The organism is Delftia sp. DS1230, assembly GCF_040112715.1.
Lineage (GTDB): Bacteria > Pseudomonadota > Gammaproteobacteria > Burkholderiales > Burkholderiaceae_C > Comamonas > Comamonas tsuruhatensis.
On record NZ_CP157763.1, the window covers coordinates 4,144,324 to 4,166,329 of the forward strand.

The window sequence follows — 22,006 nt, forward strand, 5'->3', positions numbered from 1 at the left end:
TTTCTAACAGGCGATCAGGGAGCTGCGGCTTGCCCCCGCAGCCGTGGCAGGGCCAGCCACTGCCCGTCGATGGCGCGGATGCGCAGCCGGTGCTCGAACACGGCCTCCAGCGCCGCATGCGTGGCCGCGTCGGCGCAGGCCCCCTGGTGCACCACTTGCCCCTTGTCGAGAATGACCAGGTCCTGGGCCTGCAAGGCCATCGATATCTCATGCAGCACGCTGACCACGGTGCAGCCCTGGGCGACCAGGGCCTGCACGCATTCCAGCCAGTCGGCCTGGTGCGGCGGGTCGAGGTTGGCCAGGGGTTCGTCCATCAGCAGCACGCGGGCCTGCACGGCCAGGGCGCGCGCCAGCAGCACGCGCTGGCGCTCCCCGCCCGAGAGACTGCCCACGCTGCGCATGCGCCAGTCCCAGCCCTGGGTCTGGCGCAGCGCCTGCTCCACAGCGGCATGGTCTGCCTGGCTGGGCGCCGCCAGCCAGCCCTGGTGCGGCAGGCGGCCCAGCATGACCACGTCCTGGACCCGCATGTCGCCGGCCACGGGCTGGTTCTGGCCCAGCCAGGCGAGCGAGCAGGCCCGTTCGCGCGCACTCCATTGCCGCAGCGGGCGGCCCAGGAGCTCCACCTCCCCTTGCACGCCAGCGCCGGACTCCATGCCTGCCAGGGCGCGCAGCAGCGTGGATTTGCCTGCGCCATTGGGGCCGACGATGGCGGTCCAGCGGCCGGCGGGCAGGGCCAGGCTCAGGCCGCCCAGGACCTGTCGATCGCCCAGGCGAACCTTCAGGGCGCGCGCTTGCAGGGCGGGGGCCAGTGCCGTCATGCGCCCTCCCCGCCGCGCAGGGCGTGGCGGCGGTGCATGAGCCACAGCAGGTAGCTGCCGCCCAGCAAGGCCGTGAGCGCGCCCACGGGCAGCTCCTGCGGGGCGATGAGCCAGCGCGCCAGCAGGTCGGCGGCCAGCAGCAGCACGGCGCCCATGCCCGCGCTGAGCACCAGCAGCCAGCGGTGCATGGACCGCACCATGGAGCGCACCAGATGCGGCGCGGCCAGGCCGACGAAGGCGATGAGCCCGGTCTGCGCTACGGCCGTGCCCGTGGCCAGCGCCAGCAGCAAGATGAGCACCATGCGCAGCGGCGCCAGCGGCAGGCCCAGGCTGTGGGCCGTGGCCTCGCCCAGGGACAGGCCGTCGAGCACGCGGCCCAGGCACCAGGCGCCCAGGGCGGTGGCCAGCAGCACGGCCAGCATCAGCGCGCAGGCGCCCCAGCCGATGAAGGAGGTGCTGCCCAGCATGAAGGCCTGCATGGCCTGCATGATGTCCGGGTTCATCAGCAGCACCAGCGATGCGGCCGCGCCCAGCACCACCCCCACCACCACACCGGCCAGCAGCAGGCGCATGGTGTTGTGCACGCCCTGGGCCAGCACCAGGGTCAGCAGCACGGCCAGGGCCGCGCCCGCAAAGGCCGCGCCCGTGACGCCCAGGCGCGCCAGGCCCGCGAGTGCAAAGGGCGAGGCGCCCAGCGCCGCCATGCTCAATGCAACGCCCAGCGAGGCGCCCGAGGCGCTGCCCAGCAGATAGGGATCGGCCAGCGGGTTGCGGAACACGCCCTGGGCAATGGCCCCGGCCAGCCCCAGCAGGCCGCCGGCCAGCCAGGCGCCCGCCGTGCGCGGCAGCCGGATCTCGGTGACGATCTGCCAGGACAGCGGATCGCTGCGCGCGGCCCACACGCTTTCCCAGCCCGTGCTGCCCACGCCCGCACCCAGCAGCATGAGCAGGGCACTCACGGCCAGCAGGGCCAGCGCCATCCACGGCGCAGCCAGGCCGCTGTGGTGCCTGCGGGCCTGCCTCACCGTGCGGCCCCGTTCAGGCAGCGCGCCATCAGCGCGGCGCCCTCGGCCATGCGTGGTCCGGCGCGCACCAGCACGTCCAGCTCGGCCGGTTCAAAGCGGCAGACGCGCCCGGCCTGCATGGCGCGCATGCGGCCCCAGCCCGGATAGGGCTCGCCCGAAGTGCCCAGGCTGCGGTCGCCGCCCAGGATGAAGTCCGGGTCGGCGCGCACCACGAATTCAGGGTTGATGCGCGGGAACGGCCCCAGCTGCGCGCCCACGATGTTGCGCATGCCCAGGCGTGCCAGGGTCTCGCCGATGAACGAGGACTCGCCTGCGGCAAAGGGGCCACGGTTGACCTCGAAATACACGGTCTGCCCGCGCAGCGCGGGCGCCATGCTGCGCCCCACCTCCTGCATGCGCGCCTCGATGGCGGCCCAGACCCGGTCGGCACCCTGCTCGGGCGGCAGGTCCAGCAACTGGCCCACGGTGCGCAGCACGGCCTGCGCATCGGCATGGGTGCGCGGCTCCAGCGCCACGACCTTGAGGCCCAATGCCTGCAGCCGCGCCACCGAGCGCGAGGCCATGGACACCAGCACCAGATCGGGCTTGAGCGCGACGATGGCCTCGATGTTGGGATCGATTCCGCCGCCCACCACGGGCAGGGTCTTCACATGGGCCGGCCAGTTCGAATAGCGGTCCACGCCGACCAGGCGCTGGCAGCCGCCCAGCGCGCACACGCTTTCGGTCAGCGAGGGCAGCAGGCTGACGATGCGCTGCGGCGGCTGTGGCAGCTCCACCGGAACGCCCCGCCCGTCCGTGACCCGGATGGCAGCCTGCGCCGCAGACAGCGCCAGTGCCAACGCCAGGCCCCACAGGGCGGGACACCATGGCCTCACGGCTGCGGGCCCTTGAGCGCCAACGGCAGGCCGGCGCACATCAGCGTGACGGTTTCGCAGCTTTGCGCCGCACGCTGGTTGAGCACACCCAGCGCATCGACGAAGGCGCGCACCTGCGATCCCAGCGGAATCACGCCCAGGCCGATCTCGTTGCCGACCAGGATCACCGGGCCGGGCGCGCCCTGCAAGGCGTCAAGAAAGGCCGCGCATTGGCCCGACCATCCACGCGCCAGTTCCTCGGAAGGCTGGGCCGGCATCATCCAGTTGGTCAGCCACAGCGTCAGGCAGTCCACCACCAGCAGGCGCTGCGGCGTGCTGTGCCGCGCAAGCATGGCGGCCAGATCCAGCGGCTCCTCAAGCGTGGCCATGCCGGGCACGCGCTCGGCGCGGTCGCGCCGGTGGCGGGCGATGCGCTCGCGCATTTCGTCGTCCCAGGGCTGGCCGGTGGCGATCAGCGCGGCCTCGCGGTCCGGTGCGCCATCGAGCCAGGCGCGCGCCAGCAATTCGGCGCGGCGCGACTTGCCGCTTTTCTGGCCACCCACAATGAGCTGGCTGCGGGGAAGCGAAACGGTGGAGATGGGCTCGGTCATCACGCGGTCCCCGGATGAATGTCGGCGCCCAGCAGCGCGGCCACGGCACGCGGCTGCGAGGCAAACCAGGCATGGAAATAGCTGGCATGCACGCTGCCGTGGCGGTACAGCGCCTCGCCCCGGTCGGGATGGGCGTCCTGTCCCGGACGGCTGCTGCGCCCGGCCTCGGTCATGGAAGTCTCCAGCCGGCTGTAGTGAAAGGTGTGGCCGCGCAGCAGGCCCCAGGGCGTGGGCAGCTGCAGCATGCCCAGTCCCGCCAGGCGCGGCTGCATGCAGGCATGGCCGGGCAACAGGCCCCAGAGGTCCGTGGTCCGGCCCGCGGTGTCGGTCAGTCGCTCGCACAGCGCCAGCATACCGCCGCACTCAGCCCAGACCGGGCGGCCGGCAGCCACGTGGCCGGCGATGTCGCCGCGCAGCGCGGCATTGGCGGCCAGAGCATCCAGGTGCAGCTCGGGATAGCCGCCGGGCAGCCACAGCGCATCGCAATCCGGCAGGCGCTCGCCGGCCAGCGGCGAGAAAAACGCCAGCCGCGCGCCCATGGCACGCAGGCAGTCGAGGTTGGCCGCATAGATGAAGCTGAAGGCCGCATCGCGCGCCACGGCCACGGTGCGGCCCGCCAGCCAGGGCTGCACCTGCTCGGTGCGTTCGGCAGGCAGCTCAAAATCCACGGACCAGTCCTGCCAGCTGGCGCCCTGCCCCGGCCCGGCCTGCCAGGGCAACTGGCCCAGCGGCGTAGCCTGCAGCGCATCGGCGGCCACGTCCAGGCGCACCAGCGCATCGTCCAGTTCATGTGCGGCGACCAGGCCCAGGTGTCTTTCGGGCAGCAGCGAGGCGGCGCCCTTGCCCTGCACGCGCGCCAGCGCGCCCAGCCACAGCGAGGGATCGCGCAGGCCGGCACGCAGCAGATCGGCATGGTGGGCGCTGCCCACGCGGTTGGCCAGCAGGCCGGCCCAGCGCAGGCCCGGCCGATAGTGCTGCAGGCCATGGGCCAGCGCGCCAAAGGTGCCGGCCATGCCCGAGGCGTCGATGACGGCCAGTACCGGCAGGCCCAGCCGCTCGGCCACATCGGCCGCGCAGGGCGTGCCGTCGAACAGCCCCATGACGCCTTCCACCAGGATGAGATCGGCCTCGCAGGCGGCTGCGTGCAGGCGTGCACGCATGTCGGACTCGCCCGTCATCCACAGGTCTACGCTGTGCACGGGCGCGCCGCTGGCCAGTTCATGCCAGTGCGGATCCAGGAAGTCGGGGCCGCACTTGAACACGCGCACGCGCCGGCCCTGGCGCGCATGCAGCCGCGCCAGCGCAGCCGTCAGCGTGGTCTTGCCCTGGCCCGAAGCCGTGGAAGTGATCAGCAGCGCCGGGCAGCGTGCCCCGCCCTGGCCAAGGTCAATGTTCATGTGTTCGCTCCGCGCGGCGCATTGTAGTGCGCGCCCGCACCGCGGCCGCAACCAATGCTTACGCAATACATCCCGCCGAAGCAGACGAGTCCTACAGATGGCGCTACGATTTTGTGAGACAGTCTGGCGCTCGCTCTCCAATACCCGAGCAAGGCGCTGACGTCAAGCCGTGTACGCCTGCCTGTTACCAGGTTTCCTCGGATACTTCCACGGAATGTGCTCACTTCGTTCGCACGTCCTACAATCTCAGCGTCTATGACCTCCCAGACTTCCCTCGACCACATTGCAGAGCGCGTGGAGCGCCTGCTGGTTCGCCACGAGGAACTGCAACGCACCAATGCGCTGCTCGCCGAGCAGGTGGCGGCCCTGACCCAGGAGCGTGATTCGCTGCGCTCGCGGCTCAACGCCGCCCGGGCCCGCGTCGATGCCCTGATCGAGCGCCTGCCCTCCAACCAGGGGGCCTGACCCCTTCGCAACCGCCGACGCCCCGAACGCCCATGAAGCAGATCGAAGTGCAAATCCTGCAGCAAAGCTATGTGCTGACCTGCCCCGATGGCCAGGAAGAGCGTCTGCTCGAAGCCGTGCGCCGTGTGGACACGGCCATGACCCGCATCCGCGACAGCGGCAAGGTCCGCTCCCGCGAGCGCGTGGCCGTGCTGTCCGCGCTGAACATGGCCTTCGACGTGCTGGACCGCGAAGCCCAGGAAAGCGCCATGGCCACGGCCCAGGCCGAGATGCAGTCCCTGCATGACGAGGCCGCTTCCCAGCACAACGCCCCATCCCAGCCGCCCGAGCCCAGCCCCGAGGAACTGGCCGAGCGTGCGCGCCAGCAGGCCCTTGCCGAGCAACTGGTGCTGCGCCTGGACCAGGCCCTGGAGGGCGATGCGCGGCTGATCTGAGCCTGGGCCGCCGCTGCCTTTCCTTGCCCCGCACGACAGCCTCTTCGGAGGCTGTTTTCATTGCATCGCCCATGTCAATGAAAAGCCCATGCCGTTCAAAGAACTTGATCGCGGGCCTGATCAACGGCCTTAGAATGGAGGCGTCTGCAAACCCGCCGGGCTTTATAGTTCCTTGGACCAATGCTCTATGAGCCCGGGCTTGGTACATTGCCATTCGAGCGTGATCGTCTCGCGTCAGATGAACCCAACGTCTGGCTGCCCTTGCCCCCCTGAACCCCGGTTCAGGATGACGGCCCGGTGGTCTTTGCAGACACCTGATTCCAACCCGGCGCACCTCCACGGTGCGCCGGGTTTTTTGTTGCCCGCCCCTCCACTACCGATCTGCCGCCGCATGCCTGATCTGCTGTTTCTCGAACTGGCCCTGCTGGGCCTGTGCTCCGGTTTCCTGGCCGGCCTGCTGGGAGTGGGCGGCGGCATGGTGCTTGTGCCGTTTCTGACCTACTTTCTCGACAAGCGCGGGGTCGGCCCGGACCTGTCCGTGAAGATGGCGATCGCCACGGCCATGGCCACCATCGTGTTCACCTCGATCTCCAGCCTGCGCGCCCACCACGGTCGCGGCGCCGTGCGCTGGGACATCGTGCGCAGCCTGGCGCCGGGCATCATCACGGGCGGGCTGCTGGCCAGCCTGGGAGTCTTCGCACTGCTGCGCGGCAAGTACCTGGCGCTGTTCTTTGGCGTGTTCATCGGCTACATGGCGCTGCGCATGCTGCGCAGCAACAGCCAGCCCACGGCCACGCGCGCCCTGCCGGGGCCGCTGGGGCTGTACGGCGCGGGTACGGGCCTGGGCTTCATCTCGGGGCTGGTGGGGGCAGGCGGGGCCTTCATCAGCGTGCCCTTCATGATGCGCTGCTCGGTGCCCATGCACATGGCCGTGGGCACCAGCGCGGCGCTGGGCTTTCCGATTGCCGTGGTGAATGCGGCAGGCCTGATCTTCACAGGCGCGGGTGACGCGGGGCGCCCCGAATACTCGCTGGGCTACCTGTGGCTGCCGGCCCTGCTGGCACTGGCCTGCTGCAGCGTGCTGACCGCACCGCTGGGCGCGCGGGCCGCGCACCGGCTGCCCGTGGCCCAGCTCAAGCGGATCTTCGCCACGCTGCTGTTCGGCTTGGCGGCCTACATGCTCTGGAAGGGCTTGAGCGCGGGCAGCTGAGCGCTTGCCACCTGGGCCATTCTCTGCCGGTAGGCGATGGCGCCGATGCCGGCGCGCTGGGCCTGCAGGCATTCGCCGAATTGCTCGCGCGGCAGGCCCGGCGCGCACAGAAAGCCCTGGAAGTAGTGGCCCTGCATGCGGTGGATGGCCGTCAGTTGCTCGTGCGTTTCCACGCCCTCGGCCACGATCTCCACGCCCAGCGCCAGACCCAGGCTGATGATGGCGCCGACGATGGCCTGGTCGCCCTCGTCGCTGGGCAGGCCGCGCACGAAGCTCTGGTCGATCTTGATCTTGGAGATGGGCAGCTTCTTCAGGTAGGCCAGGTTGGAGTAGCCGGTGCCGAAGTCATCAATCACCATGCCCACACCCAGATCGGCGATCTGGCATACGCGCAGCGCCATGTCCTGTGCATCTTGCAGCAGGATGCTTTCGGTCAGCTCCAGCTCCAGCAGATGGGGCTCCAGGCCGTAGCGGCGCAGCAGCTCGGTCACGCGCTCGACAAAGCCCGACTGGCGAAATTCCAGCGCCGAGACATTGACCGACACCTTGATCGGCATGCCCTGCTTCTGCCAGCGCGCAGCCTCCTGCACCGCCTGCTCCATGACCCAGGCGCCCAGCGTGACGATGTAGCCCGACTCCTCGGCCAGCGGAATGAAGACACCGGGCGAGACCACGCCGAATTCGGGGTCGGTCCAGCGCAGCAGCGCCTCGGCCGCGACGATGCGGTCGCTGTCGATGTGCACCTGGGGCTGGAAGTACACGGCCATGCGGCCATGCTCCAGCGCCTGGCGCATGGCATGCTCCAGCTTCATGCGCGACAGCAGGCCCGCGCTCATTTGCGGCTGGTAGAAGCTGAAATGGCCCCGGCCCCGCTCCTTGACGCGGTACATGGCCGTGTCGGCCTGGCGGATCAGCTCGTCCAGCGTGAGGCCATCGGCCGGGTACTGGGCCACGCCGATGCTGCACTGCACGGAAAAACCCAGGCCGTCGAGCAGGAAGGGCCGCTCCATCTCCTGCAGGATGCGCTTGGCCACCGCGGCAGCCAGCTCGGCGTTGCAGCCGTGCAGGTAGAGCACGAACTCGTCGCCGCCCAGGCGGCACAGGATGTCTACCGGCCGCATGCAGTCGCTCAGGCGCTGTGCGACCAGCTTGAGCACTCGGTCGCCGAACTGGTGGCCCAGCGAGTCGTTGATGATCTTGAAGCGGTCCAGGTCGATGAACAGGATGCTGAACACCGTGCCGCCTGCGCGTGCGGCCTCGATGGCCGCATCCACGCGCTCCGTGAGATTGAGCCGGTTGGGCAGGCCGGTGAGCGCGTCGCTGTAGGCCAGCTGTTCGATGCGCTGCTGTGCCACGCGCTGCTGGGTGAGGTCGCGCATGAAGCCGATGCTCTGCACCACGTCGCCCTGCGCATTGCGCAGCGGCACCCAGGACAGGCGCACGGCGCAGCGCGCACCGCCGGCCTGGCGCAACCACAGGTCGCCCTCCCAGAAGCCGCCTTGATGCCACTGTATGCGGGCCAGGTCGCCCAGCGTGTCGGATGGGTCTTCGGTGGCTTCGAACAGCGATTCCACCGTGCGGCCCTGCACGGGCATGCCGCCCAGCAAGCGTTCGCAGGCCGGGTTGGTGCGTGCCACGTCCATGTGGCCATCGGCGATGAAGATGCCGTCCAGGCTGGACTCGAAGACCCGCGCAGCCAGCTCCAGGCCCGCCTGGGTCTGGACCTCGGCCGTGATGTCGCGGAAGGAGAAAATGCGCCCCATGGGCAGGCCCCGGCGCAGCTGGGGCACGGCGCGGCGCTCCAGGATGCGGCCGTCGCGCAGGTCCAGTACGTCGGACGCTTCCATCAGGGGCTGGGCCGACAGCAGCTTCAACTGCTGCGCGTAGGACTCGGCATCGCGCACCTGGCCGGCCAGGTGATCGAGGATGGCCGCGTCGTTGCGGCGCACCAGCAACGCCTCGGGAATGCCCCAGAGCGTGGCGAATCGGTGGTTGAAGGCGCGGATGCGGCCATCGGGATCGCACACCAGGATGGCGTCGGCGGCCGACTCCAGCGTGGCGCGCAACTCGCCCAGCAGGCTTTCGAATTCGGCCTCGTGCAGCGCCTGCTCGCGCCGGTCCAGCATGCTGACCAGGAGCACCTCGCCGTCGAGCGCGCGCACGCGCATCTCCACGGGCGCCAGCTGGCCGTCGGCACGGCGCACCTCGGAAATGAACTGGGCGCCGGCCTGCCAGTTGAAAGGGTCGCTCCAGAACGCCTGCTGCTGCGGCGTGGCGGCCAGCACCTGCACGGGCAATCCCACGGCGGCATCGGTCTCATAGCCGGTGACGGATTCGCTGGCGGCGTTGGCGCGCAGCACCTTCAGGCTGCGGGCATCGATCAGCCACAGCGCCTCCTGCAGTGCATCGAGCAGGCGGGGCCAGGCGCGGTTGAGCGCTTGCTTGTTCAAGACGCCACCTTCGGCGGATCCAATTCCACCGCCCGTTCAAAGTAATAGCAGACACGCCGGCGCGGCGACAGATAGTCCAGCGCGTCGCGCGGCAACTGCGCAGGAGCCACGCCCCGGCGTATGCCCAGCGCGGGAAACAGCTCCAGCGCCAGCACGGGCGCCTGGGCGGCCGGCACGCTGGCGTCATGGACCATCACCGAAGGCTTGAGCGGCCGTGATGCATTGACGGACATGACCATGGCATGGCGCCCATCGGTCAGCTCCACCACCGAGCCCGGCGGGAACACGCCCATCATGCGGATGAAGCCATTGAGCACGGGCGCGGCGAACTTGTCGCGCAGCCGGCTGAACAGCATGGACAGCGCCTCGTGCGGCGTGTGCGGCGTCTGCGCATCGCCGGGATTGCACAGGCGGTCATAGGTGTTGACCAGGGCCAGGATCTGGCCCGTGAGCTCCATGTCCTCGGCCACCAGGCTCAGCGGGAATCCCGTGCCGTCGGCCCATTCATGGTGCTGTGCGATGGCGGTGGTGACCTGGGCCGACAGGCCCATGCGCATGGCGATGGCCACCGATTCACCCACATGGCGCTCGTAGCGGTCGCGCAGCGCGTCGGGCACGGAAGACTCCAGGGCCAGGCCGTGCATGCCCTCGGCGCCGGCCACCGGCTTGCCGGCATCGTGCAGCAGCGCCGCCAGACCCAGGTCGCGCAGCAGCGCAGCCTCCAGGCCCAGGGCCCGGCCCAGCAGCAGGCCGAGCACGGTCACGTTGACGGCATGCACGCTCTGGTTGCTGCCCACGCCATCGGACAGGAGGTGAATCGCCACGTCCTGCGGGCCGGCCAGTTCGGCCAGGCAGCCGTCGACCAGGGCTTCGGTGGGCATGCGCGCCTGCTCGGGCGCGCTGGCAAGGGTGGTTTCGATGGCCACATAGCCACGCTCCACCTTCTGAAAGCGCGCATTGCAGTCCTCCAGCCGGCCGCGCCAGTTGGGCACGGACAGCAGCAGCGGCGCTGCGGGTGCAGGTTCCTCGGCGGGTTCGGCTGCGGCGGCCGCCACAGCGGGCAGCGGCTGCGGCGGCGGAGTGCGCACCTCGGCCGGCCAGGCGTCGCTTTTGTGCGGAACGCAGCGCACCGCCTCCAGGCCCAGGGATTTCAGGGTCTGGATCTGTGCGCTGGAGGTGATCTTGAAGCTGCTGACCGGAAAGGGATGGTTCAGCCATCCAACATCGAGCTGGACAAACATGCCCGGACGGAGGTCTCGGATATCGATGAGGACGGAATGGTTCACGCGCGGCAACGGCCCCGAGGCTGAAGGAATCGGCAAATGTAAGCCGATGATTCGGGCATTATCTCCAGTTCTGAGGGCCTTGCAGGCAATCCGCGACCCTCAGGACCAAGTCTGTCCCCCGCTGTTGTTCATCGGCACCAGAGACTGGGCTTGTAGATCAGGTCCATCCACAGCGCCCACACGGCCACGCCCACCAGCATCAGGCCGGCCAGCCGCGTGCCCCATTCGGCACGCAGGCCGTTCAGGCGCTGGCGGCCCAGCCGCCACAGCCAGGGGCCGGCCACCAGCCACAGCCCGCTGCCCACGCCAAAGGCCGCCATGGCCGATGCGCCCTGCAAGGGGCCACCGCTGAGCGCGGCGACCAGCACGGCCGAATACAGCAGTCCGCAGGGCATGAGCGCCCAGGCATAGCCCGCCGCCAGCGTGCCGCCAGGGGCGGACACCCAGGGCTGCACGCGCCGCCAGGCGGCGCGGCCCGCAGACTCCAGCCAGGCGGGCTGGCGGGCCTGCACCATCATGGCCAGGCCCCAGGCCATCACGGCGACATGGGTCAGCGTCCAGAACGGCTGCAGCGCCGTGGTCTGGCTGGTGAGCCAGGACAGGCTTTCCATGGCCAGCGCCGAGGCAGCGCCCAGGCTGGCATAGCCGGCCAGCCGCCCGCCATGGAACAGCGCCGTGCGCAGCCACAGCCGGCTTTGCAGTCCATGGACGGCGACCACCTGCCCACCACCCTGTACCGTGCCCTGCCCCGCCCCGCCCGTGACCACGCCGCAGGGCGCGGCGCACATGGCAAGGCAATGGGGCCCGCCGACGAGCCCCATGATCAAAGCGGTCCAGAGCAGCGACAACAGCATGGGGCCTAGATGATCCTCGAAAACCGCGCCCGGTTCTTGTCGGCCTGCAGATATCGGTCAAACAGCATGGCCACGCCACGCACGAAGTACCAGCCCATGGGCGTGACCTGGAATCCCTCGTCGCTGATCTGCACCAGCCCCTTGGCCTGCAGGTCCTGAAGCGCCGCCAGCTCGGGGGCGAAGTACTCGCGAAAGCCCAGCAGCCAGGCCTGCTCCATGGGCTCGAACAGCACGGCGCCCTGGCACATGATGGCCATGATGACGGCGCGCCGCACCAGATCATCGCGCGACAGTGCCAGGCCGCGCACCACGGGCAGGTGGCCGGCGTCGATGGCGTCGTAGTACTCCTCCAGCGTCTTGGCGTTCTGGCTGTAGCTGGCCCCCACCTTGCCGATGGCCGACACGCCCAGCGCAATCAGGTCGCAGTCGGGCTGGGTGCTGTAGCCCTGGAAGTTGCGATGCAGCCGGCCCTGGCGCTTGGCCACGGCCAGCGCGTCCTCGGGCAAGGCGAAGTGGTCCATGCCCACGTAGACATAGCCGCCCTCCATGAAGGCCGCGATGGAGCGCGAGAGCATGGCCAGCTTGTCGGCGCCCTGGGGCAGGTCCTCGGCCGCGATGCGCCGCTGCGGCTTGAAGCGCTCGGGCAGGTGGGCATAGGCATAGAGCGCGATGCGGTCGGGCCGCAGCGCATTGACCTGGGCCAGCGTGCGCTCGAAGGACTCGGGCGTCTGCTTGGGCAGGCCGTAGATCAGGTCCACGTTGATGGAGGCAAAGCCCAGCTGCCGTGCGGCCGCCACCAGCGCGAACACCTGCTCGGCCGGCTGCACGCGGTGCACGGCGATCTGCACCTGTTCGTCGAAGTCCTGCACGCCGAAGCTTAGGCGGTTGAAGCCCAGCTCCTTGAGCACGGCCAGGCGTTCGACGCTGACGGTGCGCGGATCGACCTCGATGGAGTATTCGCCGCCCGGCTCCAGCTTGAAATGCTCGCGCAGCAGGGCCATCAGCGTGCGCAGCTCATCGTCCGAGAAGAAGGTGGGCGTGCCGCCGCCCAGGTGCAGCTGGCTGACGGCCTGGCCCTTGCCGCAATGGGCCGTGTGCAAGGCCATCTCGCGCGCCAGGTAGTCCAGGTAGACGGCAGCGCGATCGTGGTGGCGCGTCACGATCTTGTTGCAGGCGCAGTAATAGCACAGCGACTCGCAGAACGGCACATGCACATACAGCGACAAAGGCATGGCCCGCGCTGCGGTACTCGATTTGCGGTGCTCAAGTGCCAGGATATAGTCTTCAGCACCGAAAGCCTCCACGAAACGATCGGCCGTGGGGAACGAGGTGTATCGGGGCCCCGGTACGTCGAAGCGACGCAGCAGCTCTGGGGTGACAGCGGTCATGGGTTTTTTCCTCTAATGTCGTCCACTGTGCCGCAGCCCATTGGCCGCGTCCTTGACTCATATCAAGAGTTGTTCGCGGCAGTGCTGCGACAATTTGATCCAACTCATCGCCATCCACGAGGTCACCGCCGGCGCACTGCTGCGCCGCTGATGTTTACTCCATGAACCTTCAGACCATCAAAGCATCCTGTTCCAATTGCAACCTGCGCGAGCTGTGCATGCCCATGGGCCTGGATGCCGAGCAGATGCAGCGCATCGACGACATCGTGGCCACGCGCCGCAAGGTCAAGCGCGGCGGCCTGCTGTTTCGCAACGGTGAGTCCTTCACCTCGCTGTACGCCATCCGCACGGGCTTCTTCAAGACCTGCGTGGCCACCGAGGACGGGCGCGACCAGGTCACGGGCTTTCAGATGGCCGGCGAGATCATCGGCCTGGATGGCATCGTCAACGACCACCACACCTGCGATGCGGTCGCGCTGGAAGACGCCGAGGTCTGCGTCATGCCCTTCGACAAGCTGGAGGACCTGTCGCGCGAGGTCACGGCCCTGCAAAACCATGTGCACAAGGTCATGAGCCGCGAGATCGTGCGCGAGCATGGCGTGATGCTGCTGCTGGGCAGCATGCGCGCCGAGGAGCGGCTGGCCGCCTTCGTGCTCAACCTGGTGCAGCGCCTGCACGCCCGGGGCTTTTCCAAGTCGGAACTGGTGCTGCGCATGACGCGCGAGGAAATCGGCAGCTACCTGGGCCTGAAGCTGGAGACGGTGAGCCGCACCTTCTCGAAGTTTGCCGAGGAAAACATCATCGAGGTGCGCCAGCGCCATCTGCGCATCCTGGACACGGACGCGCTCAAGCGCATCGTCAACAGCCAGCAGTGCCAGTGAGGCCGCAAGGCCCCGCCCACCGGCAATGAACAGGGCCCGCGATCGCGGGCCTTGTTCATTGCCATTGCAGTGCACGCAGGTTCAATCGCGCCCCAGGCCCTGCATGGCCAGATTTGGGTCCGGCTCGGAGACCACGCCGTCGTTGAGATCGTGCGTGGAGCGTCCCAGCATGGTGGTCATGAGGCTGGACAGCATGGTCACGCCCCAGAAGGCGAAGAAGGCCAGCGTGTAGATTCCCTGCCGCGACCAGCCCAGGTCGCCGAGCCAGTGCAGCTCCAGCGGGTCCACGAAGGCGAATACCAGCATCTCCATCACGGCGGCGGCCAGAAAGGCCGGCCAGGCAATCCACATCCAGCGTTGGGCCAACATCAGCGATCTCCTTGAGCTGTCGAGGGGTGGCTTTCATTGTGCGCGCCGCCCTCGCACCGTGCCAAGCCCTGCGCACCCTGCACTGCCTGTAGGAAACCCTTGGCCCTCGCGCATGCTGGAGATGCCATCCACCATACAAAAAAGGCCGCGACTGCGGCCTTGTGCACGGCATTTTCCTGCGTTCAGCGGTCCGTGGGATGGTCCTGCGCGGGCGTGGCCGCGTGGTTGCGGCCGGTGACCGCGGGCGCCAGGCTCTTGGGCACTTCGCGCACGCCATCGGCACGCTCGTTGATGGTGATGCCATTGCGGTAATAGTCAGGATCGATCACGGGATCGGCGCCATTGATCGCAATGACGGCCGTGACCACGCCGGCCACCACGACGGCGGCCGGGCCGGCCACCACGAGCCAGACATGGGCGAACTTCCACCAGGGCTTGCCGGCGTCCGGATGCGAAGGGGCCGTGGCGGGCGCGGAGACTGCGGGACTGGAAGACATGGATAACCTCTTTCTTTCAAACAGCCGGCGCAGCCTGGGCGGCGCCGGCCAGACATATCACCGGGGCACCAGGAAGACGGCCTTTTCGGACGCGCGTCCCGCGCCTGAATGCACGGCATCGATATCGAAGAATACGGTGTGCGAGCCCGGCTCGGCGGAACCGTAGGGAATCTGCAGCCGCGCCGCAATGCCGCGCGTCTCGGCCGGGCCGACCTCGACCTCCTGCTCGGACGCCAGCTCCAGCCCGTCGAGGCCATGGGCGCTGATGCGGTAGCGCTGGGCCTGCTCGGTGGCATTCATGATCTGCAGGCGGTAGACATTTTCCAGCTTGCCGCCCGCGACGATGCGCGACAGCGACGCCCGGTCGCGTATCACGTCGACCTTGACCGACTGGCGCAGCGCCAGGCTCACGATCATGGCCATGCTCAGGCCGATCAGCACGGCCGAGTAGACCAGCACGCGCGGACGGAAGATGCGGCGCAGCACCTGGGCCCGCCGCCACAGGCCGGCCATGGCGTTCTGCGTGGTCAGCCGGATGAGGCCGCGCGGATACTCCATCTTGTCCATGATGGAATTGCAGGCGTCTATGCACAGACCGCAGCCTATGCATTCGTACTGCAGGCCGTTGCGGATGTCGATGCCCACGGGGCAGACCTGCACGCACATCTTGCAGTCGATACAGTCGCCCAGGCCCTGGGCCTTGTAGTCCACCTTCTTGGTGCGCGGCGCGCGCGGCTCGCCCCGGCCCGTGTCGTAGCTGACGATCATGGTGTCGCGGTCGAACATGGCGCTCTGAAAGCGCGCATAGGGGCACATGTACTTGCAGACCTGCTCGCGCATGTAGCCGGCGTTGCCATAGGTGGCGAAGCCGTAGAACAGCACCCAGAAGACCTGCCAGCTGCCCTGCAGCGCCAGCAGCTCGCCGCCCAGCTCGCGGATGGGCACGAAGTAGCCCACGAAGGTGAAGCCGGTCCACAGGGCAATGGCAATCCACAGCAACTGCTTGAGCGACTTCTTCCAGAGCTTTTCAAAAGTCCAGCCGTTCTTGTCCAGGCGCATGCGCGCGCTGCGGTCGCCCTCGACCTTGCGCTCCACCCACATGAAGATTTCGGTGTAGACCGTCTGCGGGCAGGAAAAGCCGCACCACAGGCGACCGGCCACGGCCGTGAACAGGAACAGCGCCAGCGCCGAGATGATCAGCAGGCCCGCCAGGTAGATGAAATCCTGCGGGTACAGCACCAGCCCGAACAGGTAAAAGCGCCGCGCACCCAGGTCGAACAGCACCATCTGGCGCTGCCCCCATTCCAGCCAGGGCAGGCCATAGAAAACCAGTTGGGTGAGAAACACCAGAGCCCATCGCCAGCGTGCGAAGACACCGCTGATGGAGCGCGGGTAGACCTTCTTCTCGGACTCGAACATCGACACCAGCTGGCCCGGGTCCGGGTCGGCAGGCGTGATCGGAATGACTTTGCGGGGAGGCTTCCCGGCATCATCCCCGTTCTCGGGCTTCATGGTGGGTTCCTTGGTTTTTTGGAATATCTGAAAACTCAAAAGGCAAAAAGGCGGCGCCGCAGCGCCGCCCCCTGTCCTTATTGACGGACTGCGCCGTCTTTGTGCGACATGCCCCAGACATAGGAGGCAAGCACCGCGATCTGCGCCTCGGTCAGCTTGTCCTTCTGGGCAGGCATCTCGTTGTGCTTGCCGTTGTTGATCATGGCCGTGATGGCGGCCTCGCCCCAGCCGTGCAGCCAGATGTCATCGGTCAGGTTGGGCGCGCCCAGGGCCTGGTTGCCCTTGCCGTCCATGCCATGGCAGGCGGCGCAGGCCGTGAACTTGGACTTGCCCAGCGAAGCCTTGAGCGAGTCGTGCGGGCTGCCCGACAGGCTCAGCACATAGTGCGAGAGGTTGCGCACATCATCGGGCGTGCCGACGGCAGCGGCCATGGGCGGCATGATGCCGATGCGGCCCGCCGTGATGGTTTCCCTGATCTTGTCGGGCGTGCCGCCATGCAGCCAGTCGCCATCGGTCAGGTTGGGGAAGCTCTTGCCGCCGCGTGCATCCGAGCCGTGGCACTGCGCGCAGTTGTTCATGAACAGGCGCTCGCCGATGGCCATGGCCTGGGGGTCCTTGGCCATGTCTTCGGTGCTCATGCTCGTGAACTTGGCGTACAGCGGCTCCAGGTCCGCGCGGGCCTTGGCCATCTCGTTTTCATAGGCGCCCAGCTGCGTCCAGCCCAGCTTGCCCGCGAACGAGCCCAGGCCCGGATAGGCCGCCAGGTAGGCGAAGCCGAACACCGAGGTGATGATGAACAGCCACATCCACCACTTGGGCATGGGGTTGTTCAGCTCGCGCAGGTCCTCGTCCCAGACGTGGCCCGTGGTGTTGTCGGCCGAGGGGACCACCTTCTTGCGTGCGGTGAGATACAGCAGCAGCAGGCAGCCGATGATGCCGCCCAGCGTGATCGCCGTGACATAGATCGACCAGAAGTTGTTTACGAAATCGCTCATGGGAAGTTCTCGTTCTGGTGGAGGGACTCAGTCTTGCTCGAACGGCAGCTGGGCGGCCTCTTCGAAACGGGCCTGGTTGCGGCGGGCGAACGCCCACCACCAGATACCGATGAAGCAGGCCAGAGAGGCCAGCGTGGCCACGATGCGCATGGTGGTGATGTCCATGTCGCTCTCCTTTACTTGACCGAACGGCCCAGCACCTGCAGGTAGGCGATGACGGCGTCCATTTCCGTCTTGCCCTTGACCTGCTCGGCGGCGCCGCTGATTTCCTCGTCGCTGTAGGGCACGCCCACCTTGCGCAGCGCGCTCATGTGCTGGGCGACCACGGTGTCATCCACCTTGTTCTTCTCCAGCCAGGAGTAGGCAGGCATATTGGACTCGGGCACCACGTCGCGCGGGTTGTTCAGGTGGATGCGGTGCCATTCGTCGCTGTACTTGCCGCCCACGCGGTGCAGGTCGGGACCCGTGCGCTTGGAACCCCACTGGAAGGGGTGGTCGTAGACGAACTCGCCAGCCACCGAGTAGTGGCCGTAGCGCATGGTCTCGGCGCGGAAGGGGCGGATCATCTGCGAGTGGCAGTTGTAGCAGCCCTCACGCAGATAGACGTCGCGGCCCATCAGCTGCAGCGGCGTGTAGGGCTTGAGGCCCGCCACCGCTTCCGTGGTCGACTTCTGGAAGAACAGCGGAACGATTTCCACCAGGCCGCCGACGGCGACCACCAGCAGGGTCAGCACGATCAGCAGGAAATTGTTGGTTTCCACCTTCTCGTGGGAAAAGCTCTTGGGAGCGCTATGGTTGTGATCGGACATGAGTAATGCTCCTAGACGCTCAGGCGTGGGCCACGACGGCAGGCACGGCCACCTTCACGGAACGGCCGGAGATCGCGGTCTTCCAGGTGTTCCACAGCATGACCAGCATGCCGCCCAGGTACAGCAGGCCACCGGCCACGCGGATCACGTAGAACGGATAGCTGGCCTTGACGCTTTCGACGAAGGTGTAGGTCAGCGTGCCATCGGGATTGACGGCGCGCCACATCAGGCCCTGCATCACACCGGCGATCCACATCGCGGCGATGTACAGCACGATGCCGATGGTGGCCATCCAGAAGTGCAGTTCGATGGCGCCCACCGAGTGCATCTTGGTCTTGCCGAACAGGCGCGGGATCAGGTAGTACAGCGAGCCCATGGTGATCAGGCCCACCCATCCGAGGGCGCCCGAGTGAACGTGGCCCACGGTCCAGTCCGTGTAGTGCGACAGCGCGTTGACGGTCTTGATGGACATCATCGGACCCTCGAACGTGGACATGCCGTAGAACGACAGCGACACGATCAGGAAGCGCAGGATGGGGTCGTCGCGCAGCTTGTGCCATGCGCCCGACAGCGTCATCACGCCGTTGATCATGCCGCCCCAGCTGGGAGCCAGCAGGATCAGCGAGAACACCATGCCCACGGACTGCGTCCAGTCGGGCAGCGCGGTGTAGTGCAGGTGGTGAGGACCCGCCCACATGTAGGTGAAGATCAGCGCCCAGAAGTGGACGATGGACAGGCGGTAGCTGTAGACCGGACGGCCAGCCTGCTTGGGAATGAAGTAATACATCATGCCCAGGAAGCCTGCGGTCAGGAAGAAGCCCACGGCGTTATGGCCGTACCACCACTGCACCATGGCATCCTGCACGCCGGCGTAGGCCGAGTAGCTCTTCATCCAGCCGGCCGGAATGGCCGCGCTGTTGACGATGTGCAGCAGCGCCACGGCGATGATGAAGGCGCCGAAGAACCAGTTGGCCACATAGATGTGACGGACCTTGCGGATGCCGATGGTTCCGAAGAACACGATGGCATACGAGACCCAGGTCACGGCGATCAGCAGGTCGATCGGCCACTCCAGCTCGGCGTACTCCTTGCCCTGGGTGTAGCCCAGCGGCAGGCTGATCGCGGCGGCGAGAATGACGATCTGCCAGCCCCAGAAGGTCAGGCTGGCCAGCTTGGGCATGAACAGCCGCGTCTGGCAGGTGCGCTGCACCACGTAGTAGCTGGTTGCGAACAGCGCCGATCCGCCAAAGGCAAAGATCACGGCGTTCGTGTGCAGCGGACGCAGGCGTCCGTAGCTCAGCCATGGAATGCCGAAGTTGAGTTCCGGCCAGGCCAGCTGCGAGGCGATCAACACCCCGACAGCCATGCCCACCACTCCCCAGACGACGGCCATGATAGAGAACTGCCTTACGACGGTATCGTCGTAATAGACAGCGTTGTTATTTGAACTATCCATCGTGCACCCCTTAGATTGCTATCAAAGTGTTACTTTCTTCGCTGTCGGGCGTGTTGACCCACGTCAATCGTCCCGAAGAATGCGTTCGCCCTCTTGTTCCACGCTCTCGAATTGCCCTCGATAGACGGCCCACCACAGGGCCGCGAGGATGGCGAGCACAAGCACCACCGACAGCGGGATCAGTAAATAGAGAATGTCCATAGTCAGAACCTCCCCACCGTTGCGGTGGAGCCCGTCGGCATGGTGACGGACGCTGCGGGCGCAGCAGGCGTGCCCGTGTGATTCGTCAAGGCCAGTGGAAGGCTGCGCGCAAGGCGCGCGGCGTTGAGCACCACCAGCAGCGAACTCAGTGCCATTCCCAGGCCGGCCACCCAGGCAGGCATGAAGCCCGCCAGGGCCAGTGGAATCGACACCGCGTTGTAAGCGGCAGCCCAGGCCATGTTCTGGCGCACCACCTGCAGTGTGCGGCGCGACAACAGACATGCCTGGAGCACCAGTTCCAGGCTGTCGCCCAGAACAACGAAATCTGCGCGCGATTGTGCCAGCGGCACTGCTCTACCAAAAGCAAAAGAGACATGCGCTCCAGCTAAAACTGGGCCGTCGTTGAGGCCGTCGCCCACCATGGCCACATGGTGGCCGGCTGCCTGCGCCTGCTGCAGCCGCTCCAGCTTGTCCTGCGGGCTGCAGCCGCCGTGGGCCTGGGTAATGCCCACGCGCGCCGCCATGGCGCGTGCGGCGTCCTCGCGGTCGCCGGACAGCAGCATCACGGCGATGCCCTGCTTCCCGAGCGCCTGCACGACGGCGGCGGCCTCGGGCCGCACGTCCTCGCTGAGTACAAAGCGCGCCAGCGTATGCCAGCCCTGTTCGGTCTGCTCGGCCAGCAACACGCCCTGCACGGGCTGCTCGCCCGCCACGCCCGCATGCAGGGCCGATCCCAGGCGCAGATGGCGGCGTCCGCCCGGGCCCTGCACCCAGGCGTCCAGGCCCATGCCTGCCACTTCCTGCATGGTGTCCAGCTTCCAGTGCGTCGCGGCATGGGCGCCGGCCTGCGCGATGGCGCGCGAGGCCGGGTGCATGGACTGGCGCGCCAGCAGCGCCGCCAGCGCCAGCACCTCGTCGGCATCCTCGCCGCGCGCAGGCTCGAACGAGGACAGCGCCAGGCCGTCGCGTGTGAGCGTGCCGGTCTTGTCGAACACCAGGGTGTCCACGGCGGCCAGCGCTTCCAGGCCCTGCAGGTTGCGCACCAGCACGCCGCTGCGCGCCAGCGTGCCGGCGGCCGTGAGCATGGCCACGGGCGTGGCCAGCGACAGCGCGCAGGGGCAGGTGACGATGAGCACGGCCACGGCCACCATCATGGCCTTGCCGGGATCGGTGGGCCACCACCAGATGGCAGCGCCCAGCGCGGCCAGCAGCACCACGACCAGGAATGGCCGCGCCACCTTGTCGGCCAGCTGGGCCAGGCGCGGCTTTTGCAGCGAGGCGCTTTCCATCAGGCCCACGATCTGGGCAAAGCGCGTGTCGGCCCCCACGCCGTCCACGCGCACATCGACCACGGCGTCCAGGTTGTAGCTGCCGGCCGTGACGCTGTCGCCCTCGGCACGCAGCACGGGCGTGGACTCGCCCGTGAGCAGGGCTTCGTCGGCATGGGTGCGGCCGCGCACGATGGTGCCGTCGGCCGGGAAGGCCTCGCCGCTGAGCACGCGCACCAGGTCGCCGGCACGCAGGCGGCGCGTGGCCACGCGCTCGAAGTGGCCGGCCGCGTTCTCGCGCAGCACGGCATCGGGCAGGCGATTCATCACGGCTTCCAGCGCACCGGCCGTGCGGTCGCGCAGCCGCAGCTCCAGCCAGCGGCCGGACAGCAGGAAGAAGACGAACATGGTCAGCGAGTCGTAGAAGACTTCCTCGCCGAAGGGCCCCGAAGGATCGAAGGTGCCCAGCGAGCTGATCACGAAGGTGATCAGCATGCCCAGCGCCACGGGCAGGTCCATGCTCACGCGGCGCTGGCGTATGTCGCGCAGCGCGCTGGAGAAAAAGGGTCCGCAGCAAAACAGCACCACGGGCAGCGAGATGACCCAGGAGGCCCAGCGCAGCAGCGTCTCCATCTCCTGCGACAGGTCGCCGGGGCGGGCCACGTAGGCGGGCCACGCATACATCATCACCTGCATCATGCAAAAGCCGGCCACCAGCCAGCGCCACAGCGCACGGCGGCTTTCGGCCTGGCGGCGCTCGCGCGCAAAGGCATCGCGCGCAGGAAGCGCCTGGTAGCCGGCGCGCCGCACGGCCTCCATCCACTGGGATGGAAGCACCTGCTCGTGGCGCCAGGTGACTCGCGCGCGGCGCGTGGCTGCGCTGACTTCGGCCTTCTCCACCCCGGGCACGGCCCGCAGCGCATCCTCGATGGTCAGCGCGCATGCGGCACAGTGCATGCCCTCCAGAACGACGTGCGAATCCCAGGCAGGGAAATCGGTGGGTTCTTTGGAAGGGTCGGCGGGAGTTGCGGGGCCTGCGGGCCGTCCGAACGAACTCCACTCCTGCGGATCATCCAGCAGTCGGGCCGTGGCCTGCTGCGAGGGCGAGAGACCTGAATCAGGCGCCGCCACCGCCGCCTCGCAGGATGGGGCTGCAATGGTGTGGGGCATGGTTCTTAGCGTAATCGGGGGGCATGATAAGCGTATTGACATTAATCAACCGTTAA

The 22,006-nt window shown here is 67.8% G+C and carries 22 protein-coding genes; 4 read left to right on the top strand and 18 right to left on the bottom strand.

Annotated features, from left to right (window positions below; genetic code table 11):
• Window positions 1-14 precede the first annotated feature (14 nt).
• Genes AAN986_RS18670 through AAN986_RS18690 form a run of 5 tightly spaced genes read right to left on the bottom strand, consistent with a single transcriptional unit; the run spans window position 15 to window position 4,705 of the window.
• Window positions 15-818 carry an ABC transporter ATP-binding protein gene (locus AAN986_RS18670; RefSeq protein ID WP_047217634.1) on the bottom strand — a complete coding sequence of 268 codons (804 nt, stop codon included), beginning with the start codon at window positions 816-818 and terminating at the stop codon, window positions 15-17.
• Window positions 815-1,798, bottom strand: coding sequence for an iron ABC transporter permease (locus AAN986_RS18675; RefSeq protein WP_047217633.1), 984 nt, complete (start codon window positions 1,796-1,798; stop codon window positions 815-817). The genes AAN986_RS18670 and AAN986_RS18675 overlap by 4 nt, the downstream gene beginning before the upstream one ends.
• A 41-nt stretch (window positions 1,799-1,839) precedes the next feature.
• Complete coding sequence (locus AAN986_RS18680; protein ID WP_047217632.1) at window positions 1,840-2,718, bottom strand: helical backbone metal receptor; 879 nt, start codon at window positions 2,716-2,718, stop codon at window positions 1,840-1,842.
• Window positions 2,715-3,308 carry a bifunctional adenosylcobinamide kinase/adenosylcobinamide-phosphate guanylyltransferase gene (locus tag AAN986_RS18685; protein WP_047217631.1) on the bottom strand — a complete coding sequence of 198 codons (594 nt, stop codon included), beginning with the start codon at window positions 3,306-3,308 and terminating at the stop codon, window positions 2,715-2,717. The genes AAN986_RS18680 and AAN986_RS18685 overlap by 4 nt, the downstream gene beginning before the upstream one ends.
• Window positions 3,308-4,705, bottom strand: a complete 1,398-nt coding sequence (locus AAN986_RS18690) for a cobyrinate a,c-diamide synthase (RefSeq protein WP_047217630.1) — start codon at window positions 4,703-4,705, stop codon at window positions 3,308-3,310. Before AAN986_RS18690 ends, AAN986_RS18685 begins: the two co-directional genes overlap by 1 nt.
• 255 nt (window positions 4,706-4,960) lie before the next feature.
• Here AAN986_RS18690 and AAN986_RS18695 point away from each other — a divergent pair, with 255 nt between their 5' ends.
• From AAN986_RS18695 to AAN986_RS18705, 3 genes are all read left to right on the top strand, one after another.
• Window positions 4,961-5,170, top strand: a complete 210-nt coding sequence (locus AAN986_RS18695; protein ID WP_012204637.1) for a hypothetical protein — start codon at window positions 4,961-4,963, stop codon at window positions 5,168-5,170.
• A 32-nt stretch (window positions 5,171-5,202) separates the two neighbouring features.
• The gene (locus AAN986_RS18700) at window positions 5,203-5,604 is read left to right on the top strand and encodes a cell division protein ZapA (protein ID WP_016445211.1); all 402 of its coding nucleotides are present in this window, start codon (window positions 5,203-5,205) and stop codon (window positions 5,602-5,604) included.
• A 391-nt stretch (window positions 5,605-5,995) separates the two neighbouring features.
• Window positions 5,996-6,814 carry a sulfite exporter TauE/SafE family protein gene (locus AAN986_RS18705; RefSeq protein ID WP_016445210.1) on the top strand — a complete coding sequence of 273 codons (819 nt, stop codon included), beginning with the start codon at window positions 5,996-5,998 and terminating at the stop codon, window positions 6,812-6,814.
• On the opposite strand, the gene AAN986_RS18710 is transcribed toward AAN986_RS18705, so the two are convergent.
• The 4 genes from AAN986_RS18710 to hemN all read right to left on the bottom strand — a co-directional run bounded on the left by AAN986_RS18710 (window position 6,778) and on the right by hemN (window position 12,792).
• Window positions 6,778-9,264: an EAL domain-containing protein gene (locus AAN986_RS18710; RefSeq protein ID WP_349335431.1), complete on the bottom strand. Its 2,487-nt coding sequence runs from the start codon at window positions 9,262-9,264 to the stop codon at window positions 6,778-6,780. The genes AAN986_RS18705 and AAN986_RS18710 overlap by 37 nt on opposite strands.
• On the bottom strand, window positions 9,261-10,505 hold the full coding sequence (locus AAN986_RS18715; RefSeq protein ID WP_016445208.1) for an HD-GYP domain-containing protein: 1,245 nt from the start codon (window positions 10,503-10,505) through the stop codon (window positions 9,261-9,263). The genes AAN986_RS18710 and AAN986_RS18715 overlap by 4 nt, the downstream gene beginning before the upstream one ends.
• Window positions 10,506-10,678: 173 nt before the next feature.
• Window positions 10,679-11,404 (bottom strand): sulfite exporter TauE/SafE family protein, encoded by a 726-nt coding sequence (locus tag AAN986_RS18720; protein WP_017406349.1) that lies wholly within the window; start codon window positions 11,402-11,404, stop codon window positions 10,679-10,681.
• A gap of 5 nt (window positions 11,405-11,409) precedes the next feature.
• A complete protein-coding gene (gene hemN / locus AAN986_RS18725) occupies window positions 11,410-12,792 on the bottom strand; it encodes an oxygen-independent coproporphyrinogen III oxidase (protein WP_026062632.1) in 1,383 nt (460 codons plus the stop codon).
• A 161-nt stretch (window positions 12,793-12,953) separates the two neighbouring features.
• On the opposite strand from hemN, the gene fnr reads away from it, so the two are divergent.
• On the top strand, window positions 12,954-13,673 hold the full coding sequence (gene fnr, locus AAN986_RS18730) for a fumarate/nitrate reduction transcriptional regulator Fnr (RefSeq protein WP_016445205.1): 720 nt from the start codon (window positions 12,954-12,956) through the stop codon (window positions 13,671-13,673).
• 81 nt (window positions 13,674-13,754) lie between these two features.
• On the opposite strand, the gene AAN986_RS18735 is transcribed toward fnr, so the two are convergent.
• The 9 genes from AAN986_RS18735 to AAN986_RS18775 form a co-directional block, all read right to left on the bottom strand.
• The gene (locus tag AAN986_RS18735; RefSeq protein ID WP_016445204.1) at window positions 13,755-14,042 is read right to left on the bottom strand and encodes a hypothetical protein; all 288 of its coding nucleotides are present in this window, start codon (window positions 14,040-14,042) and stop codon (window positions 13,755-13,757) included.
• Between the two features lie 182 nt (window positions 14,043-14,224).
• A complete protein-coding gene (locus tag AAN986_RS18740; RefSeq protein ID WP_016445203.1) occupies window positions 14,225-14,539 on the bottom strand; it encodes a FixH family protein in 315 nt (104 codons plus the stop codon).
• Between the two features lie 57 nt (window positions 14,540-14,596).
• Complete coding sequence (gene ccoG, locus AAN986_RS18745; protein ID WP_016445202.1) at window positions 14,597-16,051, bottom strand: cytochrome c oxidase accessory protein CcoG; 1,455 nt, start codon at window positions 16,049-16,051, stop codon at window positions 14,597-14,599.
• 77 nt (window positions 16,052-16,128) lie between these two features.
• Window positions 16,129-17,046 carry a cytochrome-c oxidase, cbb3-type subunit III gene (gene ccoP / locus AAN986_RS18750; RefSeq protein WP_016445201.1) on the bottom strand — a complete coding sequence of 306 codons (918 nt, stop codon included), beginning with the start codon at window positions 17,044-17,046 and terminating at the stop codon, window positions 16,129-16,131.
• Between the two features lie 27 nt (window positions 17,047-17,073).
• Entirely contained in the window at window positions 17,074-17,211 is a 138-nt protein-coding gene (locus AAN986_RS18755) for a cbb3-type cytochrome c oxidase subunit 3 (protein WP_016445200.1), read from the bottom strand.
• An 11-nt stretch (window positions 17,212-17,222) separates the two neighbouring features.
• Window positions 17,223-17,855 carry a cytochrome-c oxidase, cbb3-type subunit II gene (gene ccoO / locus AAN986_RS18760; RefSeq protein ID WP_016445199.1) on the bottom strand — a complete coding sequence of 211 codons (633 nt, stop codon included), beginning with the start codon at window positions 17,853-17,855 and terminating at the stop codon, window positions 17,223-17,225.
• Between the two features lie 19 nt (window positions 17,856-17,874).
• Window positions 17,875-19,311 carry a cytochrome-c oxidase, cbb3-type subunit I gene (ccoN, locus tag AAN986_RS18765; protein ID WP_016445198.1) on the bottom strand — a complete coding sequence of 479 codons (1,437 nt, stop codon included), beginning with the start codon at window positions 19,309-19,311 and terminating at the stop codon, window positions 17,875-17,877.
• Window positions 19,312-19,374: 63 nt separating this feature from the next.
• Window positions 19,375-19,512, bottom strand: a complete 138-nt coding sequence (gene ccoS, locus AAN986_RS18770) for a cbb3-type cytochrome oxidase assembly protein CcoS (RefSeq protein WP_013803228.1) — start codon at window positions 19,510-19,512, stop codon at window positions 19,375-19,377.
• Between the two features lie 2 nt (window positions 19,513-19,514).
• The gene (locus AAN986_RS18775) at window positions 19,515-21,950 is read right to left on the bottom strand and encodes a cation-translocating P-type ATPase (protein WP_047217629.1); all 2,436 of its coding nucleotides are present in this window, start codon (window positions 21,948-21,950) and stop codon (window positions 19,515-19,517) included.
• Window positions 21,951-22,006 lie beyond the last annotated feature (56 nt).

Excerpts from the sequence above, each read along its gene's own strand:
- AAN986_RS18670 (WP_047217634.1), bottom strand. The coding sequence starts at position 818 with ATGACGGCACTGGCCCCCGCCCTGCAAGCGCGCGCCCTGAAGGTTCGC.
- AAN986_RS18675 (WP_047217633.1), bottom strand. The coding sequence starts at position 1,798 with ATGGCGCTGGCCCTGCTGGCCGTGAGTGCCCTGCTCATGCTGCTGGGT.
- AAN986_RS18685 (WP_047217631.1), bottom strand. The coding sequence starts at position 3,308 with ATGACCGAGCCCATCTCCACCGTTTCGCTTCCCCGCAGCCAGCTCATT.
- AAN986_RS18690 (WP_047217630.1), bottom strand. The coding sequence starts at position 4,705 with ATGAACATTGACCTTGGCCAGGGCGGGGCACGCTGCCCGGCGCTGCTG.
- AAN986_RS18695 (WP_012204637.1), top strand. The coding sequence starts at position 4,961 with ATGACCTCCCAGACTTCCCTCGACCACATTGCAGAGCGCGTGGAGCGC.
- AAN986_RS18700 (WP_016445211.1), top strand. The coding sequence starts at position 5,203 with ATGAAGCAGATCGAAGTGCAAATCCTGCAGCAAAGCTATGTGCTGACC.
- AAN986_RS18705 (WP_016445210.1), top strand. The coding sequence starts at position 5,996 with ATGCCTGATCTGCTGTTTCTCGAACTGGCCCTGCTGGGCCTGTGCTCC.
- AAN986_RS18715 (WP_016445208.1), bottom strand. The coding sequence starts at position 10,505 with ATGTTTGTCCAGCTCGATGTTGGATGGCTGAACCATCCCTTTCCGGTC.
- AAN986_RS18720 (WP_017406349.1), bottom strand. The coding sequence starts at position 11,404 with ATGCTGTTGTCGCTGCTCTGGACCGCTTTGATCATGGGGCTCGTCGGC.
- hemN (WP_026062632.1), bottom strand. The coding sequence starts at position 12,792 with ATGACCGCTGTCACCCCAGAGCTGCTGCGTCGCTTCGACGTACCGGGG.
- fnr (WP_016445205.1), top strand. The coding sequence starts at position 12,954 with ATGAACCTTCAGACCATCAAAGCATCCTGTTCCAATTGCAACCTGCGC.
- AAN986_RS18735 (WP_016445204.1), bottom strand. The coding sequence starts at position 14,042 with ATGTTGGCCCAACGCTGGATGTGGATTGCCTGGCCGGCCTTTCTGGCC.
- AAN986_RS18740 (WP_016445203.1), bottom strand. The coding sequence starts at position 14,539 with ATGTCTTCCAGTCCCGCAGTCTCCGCGCCCGCCACGGCCCCTTCGCAT.
- ccoG (WP_016445202.1), bottom strand. The coding sequence starts at position 16,051 with ATGAAGCCCGAGAACGGGGATGATGCCGGGAAGCCTCCCCGCAAAGTC.
- ccoP (WP_016445201.1), bottom strand. The coding sequence starts at position 17,046 with ATGAGCGATTTCGTAAACAACTTCTGGTCGATCTATGTCACGGCGATC.
- AAN986_RS18755 (WP_016445200.1), bottom strand. The coding sequence starts at position 17,211 with ATGGACATCACCACCATGCGCATCGTGGCCACGCTGGCCTCTCTGGCC.
- ccoO (WP_016445199.1), bottom strand. The coding sequence starts at position 17,855 with ATGTCCGATCACAACCATAGCGCTCCCAAGAGCTTTTCCCACGAGAAG.
- ccoN (WP_016445198.1), bottom strand. The coding sequence starts at position 19,311 with ATGGATAGTTCAAATAACAACGCTGTCTATTACGACGATACCGTCGTA.
- ccoS (WP_013803228.1), bottom strand. The coding sequence starts at position 19,512 with ATGGACATTCTCTATTTACTGATCCCGCTGTCGGTGGTGCTTGTGCTC.
- AAN986_RS18775 (WP_047217629.1), bottom strand. The coding sequence starts at position 21,950 with ATGCCCCACACCATTGCAGCCCCATCCTGCGAGGCGGCGGTGGCGGCG.